General features: G+C 59.5%; 11 protein-coding genes. 4 read left to right on the top strand and 7 right to left on the bottom strand.

Annotation, left to right across the window (positions count from 1 at the left end; all coding sequences use genetic code 11):
- Positions 1-103: 103 nt before the first annotated feature.
- Positions 104-1069: a ribose-phosphate diphosphokinase gene (locus tag GFU70_RS13100; protein ID WP_116642307.1), complete on the top strand. Its 966-nt coding sequence runs from the start codon at positions 104-106 to the stop codon at positions 1067-1069.
- Positions 1070-1216: 147 nt separating this feature from the next.
- Here GFU70_RS13100 and GFU70_RS13095 read toward each other — a convergent pair whose 3' ends face one another.
- From GFU70_RS13095 to acsA, 5 genes are read right to left on the bottom strand one after another with little or no spacing between them, the layout of a single operon-like run.
- A complete protein-coding gene (locus GFU70_RS13095) occupies positions 1217-1495 on the bottom strand; it encodes an acyl carrier protein (RefSeq protein WP_116642308.1) in 279 nt (92 codons plus the stop codon).
- A gap of 11 nt (positions 1496-1506) precedes the next feature.
- Complete coding sequence (locus GFU70_RS13090; RefSeq protein WP_153388167.1) at positions 1507-2625, bottom strand: dihydrolipoamide acetyltransferase family protein; 1119 nt, start codon at positions 2623-2625, stop codon at positions 1507-1509.
- Between the two features lie 3 nt (positions 2626-2628).
- Positions 2629-3657: an alpha-ketoacid dehydrogenase subunit beta gene (locus GFU70_RS13085; protein WP_153388166.1), complete on the bottom strand. Its 1029-nt coding sequence runs from the start codon at positions 3655-3657 to the stop codon at positions 2629-2631.
- Positions 3654-4637: a pyruvate dehydrogenase (acetyl-transferring) E1 component subunit alpha gene (gene pdhA, locus GFU70_RS13080; protein ID WP_058545871.1), complete on the bottom strand. Its 984-nt coding sequence runs from the start codon at positions 4635-4637 to the stop codon at positions 3654-3656. The genes GFU70_RS13085 and pdhA overlap by 4 nt, the downstream gene beginning before the upstream one ends.
- On the bottom strand, positions 4634-6397 hold the full coding sequence (gene acsA / locus GFU70_RS13075) for an acetate--CoA ligase (RefSeq protein WP_153388165.1): 1764 nt from the start codon (positions 6395-6397) through the stop codon (positions 4634-4636). Before acsA ends, pdhA begins: the two co-directional genes overlap by 4 nt.
- Before the next feature lie 303 nt (positions 6398-6700).
- Between acsA and GFU70_RS13070 the strand changes: the two genes are divergently transcribed.
- On the top strand, positions 6701-7753 hold the full coding sequence (locus tag GFU70_RS13070) for a phosphotransferase (protein WP_153388164.1): 1053 nt from the start codon (positions 6701-6703) through the stop codon (positions 7751-7753).
- A 22-nt stretch (positions 7754-7775) separates the two neighbouring features.
- On the opposite strand, the gene groL is transcribed toward GFU70_RS13070, so the two are convergent.
- The gene (gene groL, locus GFU70_RS13065; protein WP_058545867.1) at positions 7776-9392 is read right to left on the bottom strand and encodes a chaperonin GroEL; all 1617 of its coding nucleotides are present in this window, start codon (positions 9390-9392) and stop codon (positions 7776-7778) included.
- Positions 9393-9661: 269 nt separating this feature from the next.
- Between groL and GFU70_RS13060 the strand changes: the two genes are divergently transcribed.
- Both GFU70_RS13060 and GFU70_RS13055 read left to right on the top strand, forming a co-directional pair.
- Positions 9662-10159, top strand: a complete 498-nt coding sequence (locus tag GFU70_RS13060; RefSeq protein ID WP_058545921.1) for a BCAM0308 family protein — start codon at positions 9662-9664, stop codon at positions 10157-10159.
- 33 nt (positions 10160-10192) lie between these two features.
- On the top strand, positions 10193-11872 hold the full coding sequence (locus GFU70_RS13055; RefSeq protein ID WP_058545866.1) for an HAD-IIB family hydrolase: 1680 nt from the start codon (positions 10193-10195) through the stop codon (positions 11870-11872).
- 73 nt (positions 11873-11945) lie between these two features.
- Here GFU70_RS13055 and GFU70_RS13050 read toward each other — a convergent pair whose 3' ends face one another.
- On the bottom strand, positions 11946-12653 hold the full coding sequence (locus GFU70_RS13050) for a haloacid dehalogenase type II (protein ID WP_058545865.1): 708 nt from the start codon (positions 12651-12653) through the stop codon (positions 11946-11948).
- Positions 12654-12716 lie beyond the last annotated feature (63 nt).

The raw sequence follows: 12716 nt of genomic DNA, 5'->3' as shown, positions 1-12716 counted from the left end.
GATCAAGGCCGGCGGGCCATGCAGGCTCGCAATGGCAAACATGCATAGGGATACGTGCCACTGAAATGAGGCGCCATTGCCGGCAGTCTCAGAGGAGTCTTGCATGCTTACCCTGCCCCCCCTTCTTTTTGCCCTGCAAGGCAGCGAGCACTATGCCGCTCGCGTGGCTCAACGACTTGCTTGCCCGTTGGCACGCCATGAGGAACGTGACTATGAAGACGGCGAGCACAAGTGTCGGCCGTTGGATCCGGTAAACGGTCGCGAGGTCGTGGTCTTCCACGCCTTGTACGGCGATGGCCGGCAGAGCGCCAACGATAAGCTGTGTCGCCTGCTGTTTTTTTGCGGCGCCCTCAAGGATGCCGGCGCGCGCCAGGTGCAGGTGGTTTCACCGTATCTCTGCTACGGGCGCAAGGACCGCCGCAGCCAGCCTCAAGACCCGATCATCACCCGCTACGTGGCGTCGTTTTTCGAAGCCTGTGGCGTGGATCGCCTGCTGACCCTGGACGTGCATAATCCCGCCGCGTTCGATAACGCGTTTCGCCTGCCTGCATGGAATCTGCAGTGCTCAGAACTGTTCGCCGAGCATTTCGCCACACGAGTCGGCGACACCGCCGTGGTGGTGGTGTCGCCGGACTCAGGAGGGACCAAGCGCGCCGAACACTTTCGCCAGGCCCTGGAGCGGCAGCTGGGGCGTACGGTCGGCAGCGCCTTGATGGAAAAGCACCGTACCCATACCACGCTCACGGGCAGCCTGCTGATCGGCGATGTTGCCGGCAAGACCGCCATTGTTTTCGATGACCTGATCAGCACCGGGGACACGCTCAAACATGCTGGCCTGGCTTGTCAGAAGGCCGGCGCCACACGTTTGTTCGCCGCCGCCACCCATGGTTTGTTTACCGCTGGCCGTCACCTGTTCGACCCGCCGATCTTCCAGCACATCGCGATTACCGACACCGTTGCGCCGTTTCGCCTGCCGCCCGACTGCGTCACACAACACTTGCAAGTGCTCGACAGCACCGGCCTGGTCGCGACGTTCCTGGCGGAGAATGGTGCATTTGATCGCCTGTGAACACGTGGATCACTGATGCCCCGCCTGGATCAGCCTAGCCAACGGATCTGCGGCACTTTACGGAGGATCGATCGCGTGTCGAGCGACGGCCGTAGATCGCTTGGTCGATGTTCATCGGTGCGTTCCTCAAAGAAGGTTATGTCGTATTCACCCCTTGTGGGTCGAAGGCTCAGGTGTGGAGGAGCGTCCTGTTTGCTCCAGATAGGTGATGAGCTTGTCCAGGGTGTCCACGTGTTGGTAATCGCTTTCGGGAATTGCCATGCCCAGCCTTCGATCAATGGCCTCGATGAAACGAAGCCAATCCATGGAATCCAGATCCACCTCCTCGCGCAGTGACCGATCGGGACGCAACTGCTCGATTTCAAGCTCCGGGGCGATGCCTTTCAAGGCCTTCAATACTTCATCACGGATCATTTTCCGGTTCATATGTCCTTTCCTCAAAGCGCCTCTGGCGTCTGCAACAAACGACGGACTTCGCTCAGAAAGCGTGCGCCGTAATGACCATCGCTGACTCGATGATCGGCCGACAAACTGCAAATGACCGTTGGCATGACGCACAGCTGGCCATCGTTCACCCACGGGCGCTCACTGATACGGCCGAAACCGACCAAGGCCACCTGGGGCGGGTAGATCACCCCCAATACGCTGTCCACACCCTGGTCGCCGAGTTGCGTGACCGTCATGCCGGCGCCTCCCAGTTCGGAGCTACGCAGGGATCCGTTGCGGGCACGCTCCACCAGGCTGGCCAGTTCGCTCATTAAATGAGTCAGGGAAATATCTGCCACATGATGCAGAACCGGCGCGACCAGTCCCCCCTGGCGCAGGCTGATTGCCACCCCAAGGTCTGTATCGAGTGCGGGTTTGAAGACGTTATCCAGCCAGAACCCATTGAGCTGCGGATAGTCGCGCAAGGCCAGCGCCACTGCTTTGAGCAGCAAGACACCGGGCAACAGGCGCGTTTCGAGCGTGCTTTGCGCATTGTGCGCCTGCAACCAGGCCATGGCCTTGCCCAGGGCGATGGTTTCGCTGAGGTAGTAATGGGGAATCTCGCGTTTTGAACGGCTCATGGCCGCAGCGATGGTGTGCCGCATGGCCTGCACGGGATCCGGGGTGTTCGCCACGCGGGCGGCTGCCTCGATGTCCTCCAGGGTAATGGCCCCCTGAGGACCATGGCCTTTCAAATCCTCGGTACTGACCCCCAACTCGGCAGCACGCTTGCGCGCCGCCGGAGAAATCCGCGGGCGCCTGTCGTGCGGGGCTGGCTTTTCGATCAGCAGAGGCGCGGCAGTCGTTGTGCGTTCCGGGGCCTGTGGTTTTTCGCCCGGTTCCGCCAACCAGGCGATGGTAGTGCCCACAGGGACTTTGGCGCCGACGTCGATCAACAGTTGCGACACCGTGCCGTCATGCCAGCATTCGACTTCGATGGCGGCCTTGGTGGTATCGACGACAGCAATCACCTGACCCGGCTTGACCACATCGCCCGGATGGACTTTCCACTCCAGCAACGTGCCTTCATCCATATCGGCCCCCAGAGAGGGCAGTTTGAATTCGATCATCGTCTACCTTCCTGGCCCGGAATCCGAATACCCCGCGTCACTGTGCTCACCCTGGTGCCCTTGGCACAGTTGACGAGCGGTCGCGACGATCGTCGACACCTGGGGCAAGGCCGCCTCCTCCAGATGCCGCGGATAAGGTATCGGCGTCTCGGCGCTGCACACCCGGGCCGGCGGAGCATCCAGCTCGAAAAAGCTTTGCTCTACGATCCGCGTAATGATCTCGGCGGACAGGCTGCCGCTGCGCCACCCTTCGTCCACCACCAGGGCACGATGGGTCTTGCAGACCGAAGCCATCAGCGTCTCGTCATCCAACGGGCGCAAAACCCGCAGATCGATGACTTCGCAATCGATACCCTCGGCGGCCAACTCCTGCGCGGCCGTCAGGGCCTTGCCGAGGGTGCCGCCATAGGTGATCAAGGTCAGGTCCTTGCCGGCTCGACGTACCTTGGCGCGGTTGATATCCACCGTTTCCCACTCACCCGTCTCGCCCTCCAGGTTGTAGAGCTGGGCATGTTCGAATATCAGCACCGGATCAGGATCCTCCAGCGCTGGCCAGAGCATGCCGCGCGCGTCTTCAACGGTCGCCGGCGCCAGGATCTTCAAGCCAGGGATATGTGCATACCAACCCTCCAGGCTGTGGGAGTGTTGCGCGGCAAGCTGGCGTCCGGCGCCTGTCGCCATCCGCACAACCAAGGGCACGGAGAACTGTCCGCCGGACATGTGCCTCAAGGCTGCCGCCGTGTTGATCAACGGATCGAGGGCGAGCAGACTGAAGTTCACGGTCATGATTTCAACGATCGGTCGCATCCCCCCTAACGCCGCCCCAATACCGGCCCCCACGAAACCCAGCTCGGACAATGGCGTGTCTCGGATACGCTCGGGACCAAACGCCCCAAGCAACCCCAGGGAGACGGCATAGCTGCCACCATAGCGACCGACGTCTTCGCCCATCAGAAATACCCGTGGGTCCCGCTCCAGCGCCTCACGCATTGCCTCGCGAAGCGCTTCGCGATAGCTCATACGCGTACTCATGGCGTCGCCCTTGGGGTGTAGACATCGCGAGACAGGTCCTCGAGCGGCTCCAGGCTACCGTTTTCGGCATAGGTAACAGCGGCCTCCACTTCAGCGTCCACCTGGCTCAGGATCGCCAGAAACCCGGGTTCGTCCAGAAGGCCTTCGGCCTTGAGCCGGGCACTGTATGCATGAATCGGCCCACGCGCCTTCCATTGCTCCACCTCGTCCTTGTCCCGATACAACTGTGGGTCGAACATCGAGTGGGCGCGAAACCGATAGGTGCGACATTCCAGGAAAAAAGGCCCACGCCCCGCGCGGATGTGTTCGACCGCATCACAAGCGGCTTCATGCACGGCGATCACGTCCATGCCATCGACGGACCTGGCATCGACTTTGTACGCCGATGCTTTGGCACACAGATCCGTTTGCGACTGCGAACGGTCCAGGGCAGTCCCCATCGCATAGAGATTGTTTTCGCAGCAAAACAGCATCGGCAGTTGCCACAATGCGGCCAGGTTGATGGACTCATGGAAAGCCCCTTCCGCCATCGCGCCTTCACCAAAAAAACACACCGATACACGCGACCCGCCTTGCATGCGTTCAGCGAGCGCCATGCCCACCGTCAGTGGCAGGCCACCGGCTACGATGGCATTGCCGCCGAAGAACCGAGTACTGGCATCAAACAGATGCATTGAGCCGCCTCGCCCGCGGGAGCATCCTTCCTGGCGTCCATACATCTCGGCCATGATGGCATTGATGGAGACTCCCTTGATCAGGGCGTGGCCGTGTTCGCGATATGTCGCAACCACCGCGTCGTTGGCTGCCAGTGCATGCAGGACACCGACCGCCACCGCCTCCTCGCCAATGTACAGGTGCAGAAAGCCACGAATCTTGCCCTCGCCGTACAGCTCGCCAGCCCGCTCCTCAAGACGGCGGATGCGCACCATGTCCCGTAGCAAGTCGAGCGCAATGTCCTGGGTCCGTGGTGGGAGGCTCATGGCGCACGCTCCATGCTGGATGTATCGCCTTCAGGCAAACCCAGTTCACGGGCCTTGAGCAGACGACGCATGAGTTTTCCACTACGGGTGTGTGGCAGTGCTTCGACAAATTCCAGTTCCTTGGGCGCAACGACCGCCCCGAGGCGCTTGCGCCCATGACCGAGCAATTCGTCGTGCAGGGTCGCGCTGGCACTCAAGCCACTCTTGAGCGAAACAAAGGCCTTCACGGTTTCACCCAGCAGAGGGTCGGGCTTGCCAATGACCGCAGCCTCGGCCACGGCGGGGTGTTCCATGAGGCAGCTTTCAACTTCAAACGGACCGATCAGGTGCCCCGCCGACTTGATGACATCGTCGCTGCGTCCAATGAACCAGTAATAACCATCGGCATCGCGACGCACCAGATCGCCGCTCAGGTACCACTCACCGACAAAGCACTGACGATAACGTTCCTCCTGTCCAAGATAGGTACGGAACATGGCAGGCCAAGGCTGTTTCAGGGCCAGGTCGCCGACCTCGTTGTCCTCCAGAAACACCAGCCCGCCTTGTTCGGTTCTTGCGACAATGGCTGCCTCGACCCCGGGCAATGGCTTGCCCATGGACCCGGGCTTGATGGGCATGGCGACCGTGTTGGCAATCATGATGCCGCCGGTTTCGGTCTGCCACCAATTGTCATGGATCGGCAGCCCAAGCACTTCTTTGCCCCACCAGACGGCCTCGGGATTAAGCGGCTCGCCGACACTGGCAATAAATCGCAGGCTCGGAAAATGATGGCTGCGCACCAACGCTGCACCAGCCTTCATCAAGAGTCGAATAGCCGTCGGGGCCGTATACCAGACCGTTACCTGTTGCTGTTCAAGTATTCCATACCAACGCTCGGCGTCGAATTCACAGCCCTCGACCACGCTGGTGACACCCAACAGCAAAGGCGCAAAGATCCCATAGGAAGTACCGGTCACCCAACCCGGATCGGCGCTGCACCAATAGACATCATCGGGGTGCAGGTCCAAGGCGTATTTTCCGGTGACGCGATGAGTCAGCGCCGCACCGTGGGCATGCAACACGCCCTTTGGGGTGCCGGTGGTACCGCTGGTGAAGTGTAAAAGCGCGGGGCTGTCGGCGGTCGTATTGACGACGGTAAACGCCTCCTCTGCCTGCGCCAGCAGCGAACTCAGATCCAGCGTCCCCTCCATAGGCAACGTGTCCCCATCATCTTCTTCGTACAGCAGCACATGCTTGAGTGCCGGCAAGCGTTCGCGAATGGCCGCGACCTTACGCCTGTAGAGCGTTCCACTGGTCAGCAACACACTGGCTCCGCCCAGATGCAAGCGGGTCTCGATGGGTTCCGGGCCGAACGCACAGAATAATGGCGACACCACGCAGCCGAGCTTCAGGCCGCCGAGCACGCCCAGATACAGTTCCAACCCCCGGCCGCAGAGTACGAACAAGCGGTCGCCTGGCACCACGCCCAGGGTTTTCAATACATTGGCAAATCGGTTGCTCTGGGTGCTCAGTTGGGCGTAGCTGACGTCGCGACGGCCACCATTGCGATCAAGAATGCGCAAAGCTGCATGCCGTCGATGCGCACCTTGCGCATGCCGATCCACAGCCTCATACGCAAGATTCAATCCACCGCCCGGCAAACCGGCCAGGGCGCGGCCCTCTTCTTGCCAGGAAAAGGCCTCGCGCGCCTGGACGCTATCGACCCAGTTCGGCGCAACGGGCAAGCGGTCCAGGGGTTTATCGATGATTGACGGATGCATGATCGCCTCTTTGAGTCGCGAACGGTTCAACACAGCGAACGCCCCCGACCGGCGCTTGTTACAGCGACCAACAGCAGGGGGCGAACGTCTTCGTCGACCCATCGATTCGTCCTCGCCGGATCAAGCCCCAGCGTCGACTCAGGGTGCGCCGCTGGCATTTGCCTGACGTTGATAAATATCAAATACCGGCGTGAGGCCCTCAAGAAGTGCGCACCTCCAATCCACTGGACTTGATTAATGTCAATCGCGCGGGCCTGCCTTTCTCCACACTGCCCAAAGGCCGCAGACGACATGGAGACGAGCATGAACATCCTGCAAGATGAGGTGATTGCCTTTCTCTCCAAACCGTCGAGCTACGACACTGCAAACCAGCCGGTGGAGCGTATCGAGACCCATGGCTCGGTGATTTTCCTGCATGGCGACCGTGCCTATAAACTCAAAAGAGCCGTGGCATTTGCCGAGCTGAACTTCCTCAGTCTGCAAAGCCGAAAAAAGGCCTGCCAGGCAGAGTTATTGCTCAATCGACGGACAGCCCCGACGCTGTACTTGAGGCTGTTTTCAATTACTCGCCAGGCTAATGGCCAATTGGCGCTCAACGGTCGCGGACGAGTGGTTGACTGGCTCGTGGTGATGCGCCGTTTCGATCAGGACCGGCTGTTCGATCGCATGGCCGTTGAAGGGCGTCTGACTGAACCGATGATGGATCAGTTGGGGATCGAGATCGCGCGCTTTCATGGGCATGCACAAATCACCCCTTCTTTCGGTGGCCTCCCGGACTTGAAAGAAGAAATCGAAAAAAACCATCGGGAAATGTCTCGCTATCCGTCTATTCTCGACACCGCGACAGTCGCCGCGATTGCTCACGCTTCAAGGCTCCTGCTGGAGTCCTTGACCCGCTGCATCGAAGATCGCCGCCGTGAAAATCGCGTTCGCCGCTGCCATGGTGACATGCGCTTGGCCAACATCTGTCTTCTCGACGGTCAGCCGACACTCTTCGATGGCATTGAGTTCAGTGAACGGATTGCCTGCATCGATGTGCTCTACGACGTGGCTTTTGTATTGATGGACCTGCGACACCATGGGCTGGAAAGTTTAGGCGCACGCCTGTTGTCCAGTTACATCAACCACTGTGCGTGGGAGGAAGACTGCAAGCCCCTGGCGTTTTTCCTGTCTTTGCGTGCGGCCACGCGCAGCTTCTCCCTTGCGGGCGCAGCACTGCGTCATGCCGATCAGGACAAGCGATATCAGAAGAAAGTAGAAGCGGTGCAGCTGATGCACCAGGCATTGAATGACCTGCACGGCGAAAACCCGCTGCTCGGTCACCTGTCCTCGATCGAGACGTCCATACGGACATGAACACTCCCCTTGCCCACAGCCATCACTCAGGAAATGGTGGCTGGATGGGTGATTCCTTATCCGGGATATCAGTCATGGTCGCCTCGGTCAGCAGCAGGATACTGGCGACTGAAACAGCATTCTCCAGGGCGATACGCACGACTTTGGTCGGATCGATGATACCGGCTTCGTACATGTCGACATAACAATTGGCGGACGCATCGAAGCCAATGTTGTTGGGTTCGGCAAGCATGCGCGCAACCACGACGCCAGCGTCCACCGCGGAATTTTCCGCAATGAGCCTGGCCGGGGCTTCCAGCGCCCGGCGAAGAATCTGCAGACCAGTCCTGGCGTCGCCCTCATGGCGCGCCTCTTCGGCCGCGATAATCGGGACAGCCTTGAGCAGCGCCAGTCCCCCGCCCGGGACAATGCCTTCGGCGATCGCCGCCCGCGTCGCCGAAATGGCATCATCCAGCGCATCCTTGCGCGCCTTCATTTCGGCTTCGGAAGGCGCCCCGACGCGGATCACCGCCACACCACCGGACAACCTCGCCAAGCGCTCCTGAAGTTTTTCAAGATCGTAGGCGCTGGTGGTGCTGTCCATTTGTGTGCGAATCTGCTGCAGACGCGCCTCGATGGCCTCGCGTGTACCTGCCCCACCAATCAAAGCCGTACTGTCTTTTTGCACCACAACGCGGTGCGCCCGCCCCAACTGGCCCAGTTCCAAATGTTCCAGGCTGATGCCCAGTTCGTTTGAAACCAACGTCGCCCCTGTCAGAACGGCCATGTCCTGAAGCATCTCTTTGCGTCGATCGCCAAAGCCTGGCGCCTTGATGGCCACCGCTCGCAAGATGCCTCTTATCTGATTCACCACCAACGTGGTCAACGCCTCGCCTTCAATGTCGTCGGCAATCAGAACCAGGGGTTGCCCGCTCTTGGCTACGAGTTCAAGCAATGGAAGCAAATCCTTGAGAGCGCCGATCTTATGGTCACAGAGCAGCAAATAGGCGTCGTCGAGTTCGACCTGCATTTTCTCGGTGTCGGTGACGAAATAGGGGGAGACATAGCCCCGGTCGAATCGCATCCCTTCCATGACCTCGACCACTGTTTCGGTGGTCTTGGACTCCTCGACGCTGACGACGCCTTCAACGCCGACCTTTTCCAGCGCGTCTGCCACCAGTTGGCCGATGACGGCATCGTTATGCGCCGACAACGTGGCGACCTGGGCTTTTTCCTTGAGCGTGCTGACCGGCCGTGACTGGGCTGCGAGCGATTCCACGACCAGCAACAACCCACGATCCAGGCCGCGCTTGAGGTCTATCGCACTGGCGCCGGCGACGACGTTGCGAATGCCATCGGCCAGGATTGCATGAGCCAGCACCGTGGAGGTGCTGGTCCCATCCCCTACCGCGTCGCCCGTACGCTCCGCAGCCTGGCGCAGCATTTGCGCCCCGAGGTTCTCCTCGGGGTCCTGCAAGTCAATACGCTTGGCAATCGTCACGCCGTCGTTACAGACCGTGGGGTTGCCCCACTTGTTCTGAATCAGTACCGACTTCGATTTCGGCCCCAATGTGATGCGCACAGCATCCGCCAATTGCGAGGCGCCATTGAGGATTTTCTCGCGTGCTGCCGCGCGAAACGTCATTTTGCTGTGGGCCATCAGGCTGCTCTCCTGGTTATAGGCATAACCAACGCGTGCTGGCAGCTTCTATGAAGTGTCCCGTTCCATATTGATTTTTATCAACAAACTCAAAACCTCACCGCATGCCTTTGGATGAACGCGTGCCGGCACCTGCCTATAGATTGATACAAATCAACGTTGGAGGCCGAAACAGAGTCCCAAATGAAGTCATGGAATCCAGGGATGGGTATTCGATTTTCAATCAACTGAACGTGGATTTTTTCATCTCAATGCCCGAGGGAAACGCCATGGACAAGTATCAGAAAAGCCAGAAAGACAAGTTGTTCAAAAGCACCGCTCATGACCCCTATCGCTTGCAGCGCGTCGAGGGTTCAGCGGTGTGTCCGCACTGTGGTGCTGTTTACCAGGCCGGAAGTTGGGCCTGGAGTCGTCCTGAAAACACCGTGGTTCATGAAGCACAAGAAACAGCCTGCCCAGCGTGTAGACGTATCGATGACGACGCACCGGCAGGAACACTCACCTTGTCGGGTGGCTTCTTGCAAAAACACCGAAGTGAAATCATCAACCTGATTCACAACACTGAAAAAAAGGAAAAAGCCGAGCACGCCCTGGAGCGCCTCATGAAGCTGACTGAATCAGAGCAGAATCTGGTCGTGACCACGACCGGTATCCACTTGGCCAACTGCCTGGGCCATGCATTGGAGGGTTCTTTCAAAGGTAAGGCCGATTATCGATACAGCGGGGATAAATATGGGGTGAGCATCCGCTGGACACGCGACGAATAGACGAAAACCGATTAAACCAAGCCGGGAAACAGCATGCACTTCTTAGCCTTGGCAATGGATTTCGACGGAACCATCGCCGAAAACGGCAATGTCCCGCCGCAGGTCTGTGCAGCGCTCACGCGCCTAAAAGAGAGCGGACGCAAGTTGCTACTGGTGACCGGCCGGGAGTTGCAAGCGCTCAAGCACCAGTTTCCACAGCTTGACCTGTTTGACCTGGTGATCGTCGAAAACGGCGCGCTCTTGTACGACCCCGCCACGGACACCGAAGAACTCATCGCGGATCCAGCTTCCACCGAACTGGTGGCCAGCCTACGTGACAAAGGGGTCTGGCCGTTGTCGATCGGCCGATCGGTCATCGCCACGTGGCGTCCGTTTGAAAACACGGTGCTCAGCAGCATCCGCGAGCTTGGCCTGGAGTGGCAGATGACGTTCAACAAGGATGCGATCATGGTCTTGCCTCCTTGTGTGAACAAAGCGTCGGGCCTGAGTGCGGCTCTGCGACGACTGGGGATCTGTGAGCTGAATGTGGTGGGCGTGGGTGATGCGGAAAACGACCACGCTTTTTTATCGATCTGTGGCTGTGCCGCGGCCGTGAACAATGCCATTGCGTCGATAAAGTCCAGCGCAGACGTGTGCCTCAGCCAAGACCATGGCCGTGGGGTCTGCGAGCTGGTGGAGATGCTGTTGGAAAAAGACGTCGCGTTGGTGCCCATCGAGCGCACCGGGGTCTCGTTAGGCCAGACCGTTGATGCGAACAAGGCCTGGTTGCCTGCAGAGTCGGTGCTGCTGGTGGTTGGCAATTCGGGCTCCGGCAAATCCAGTTTCATTACCTGGCTGACAGAACGAATGGTCCAGGCTCGCCAGGATTTCTGCATCATTGATCCGGAAGGCGACTATCTGACCCTTGACGACGCGGTAACGGTGGGTGGCCTGACCGTACCTCCGACGACCGAGGAGTCGGTGCAACTGCTTCTACAGGCACGGCTTAACGTTGTGGTCAGCGCCCTGGCCCTGGAGCCGGCGGCGCGTGTGCAACTGTTTGGCGAGCTATTGCCCGCAATTCATCATCTTCGTAACGTTTCGGGCCGACCCTATTGGCTGATCGTGGACGAAGCACACTACATGCTTCCCCACTGTGCCAACTGGCCCCCCGGCTTTCTCGGCAACATGGGGGTTATCATCGTTGCCCTGAACTTCGATCAGATATGCCCGGCGCTCCTCGAGGAGGTAAACGTACTGGTAACGTTCGGCAGTACTGCCCGGCAACTGGTCGAACAGTTCGCCAAACGCATACAACGCAGCTGGCCCGCCTTTCCAGAGCGCTCGCCAGGCTTGGAACATGCCTGTCTGTGGAACCTGCGAGAAGGCGAACAAGTGTTGCTGCTCGACCAGGTCCAGCCAGACCAGAAGCACCATCGGCACAGCGGCAAGTACGTCTCGGGAAATGTAGGCGCATGGCATGCGTTTCACTTTCCGGCCCTAGGCAAAAGTGCCACAAACCTGACGGAGTTCTTGTCCCTCTCGATGCAACTGTCCGATGTCGCTCTTGGCGAACATATGAAGGCCGGCGATTTTTCCAACTGGTTCCGCCATGTGATCCGGGACGATGTGCTTGCCAATAAGACTCGCCTCATTGAAACGGACAGCACCCTGGCCCCCAGCAAAGCATTGGAACAAATCCAACAATGGGTGCAATCGCGCTACCACCTTTAGGGGGGGCATGCCGTTCGCATCCGGGCGCAAGCGCGCGCTGCTGGCGGTTTCGGTTGACCAGTCCCTCAAGCAGCTAGAGCTTATGTTCAAGATCGATGAAACTATCGGCCTGCCAATCCCAATCCTGGGCTTGGGCGGCATCGGGTGCAGGCGCTCCGCCATATTCCATGGGCCGGTCGATATAGGCCGTCATCAGGCCGCACGCCCTGGCCGCCGCAAGATCGCTGTGGTGGCAGGCCACCAGGCAGAGTTCAGCGGGTTTGATGTCCAATGCCCTGGCCGTGGACAGGTACGCCGCAGGATCCGGTTTGTAGGTTTGCGCGAACTCCGCCCCCAGTAGTGCGTCCCATTGCAAACCGTTGTAGCGGTTCATGGCGATCATCAAGGCCACATTGGCATTGGACAAGGTCACCACCGCAAAGCGCCGACGCAGCAGGGCCAAGCCCTCGGTCACGTCAGGCCAAGGGTCCAGGCGACGCCAGGCATGGGCAAGCGTGTGCAATACCTCGGGGTCAACCTGGTCGACTTCCAGCCCGTAAGCCGTCAACAACTGGACCAGCGTCTCGTAGTGCAATGTGTCCAGCACAACGAAGCCTCCATGCCCTTTGATGCACTCGCGCAGCGCTGGCGCATACAACCGGCGCCATTGCATGGCAAATTCCGCAGGGCTGACAGCGGGCAGGTAGGTCGACACGAATGGACTCGCCTCACGTGCGATGCCTGAATGCCAGTCAACCACCGTACCGAACACATCGAATGCCAACGCTCGTGGAAGCGTCATCGCAAGACTCCTCAGCTATTTACGCTCCAGCCTGGCACTCCGGCCGCCGAGGCACTGGAGCGC

This window comes from Pseudomonas brassicacearum (genome assembly GCF_009601685.2).
Taxonomy (GTDB): Bacteria; Pseudomonadota; Gammaproteobacteria; order Pseudomonadales; family Pseudomonadaceae; genus Aquipseudomonas; species Aquipseudomonas kilonensis_B.
Note: the sequence above shows the minus strand (reverse complement) of the source record. Positions and strands in the feature narration are given on the sequence as shown.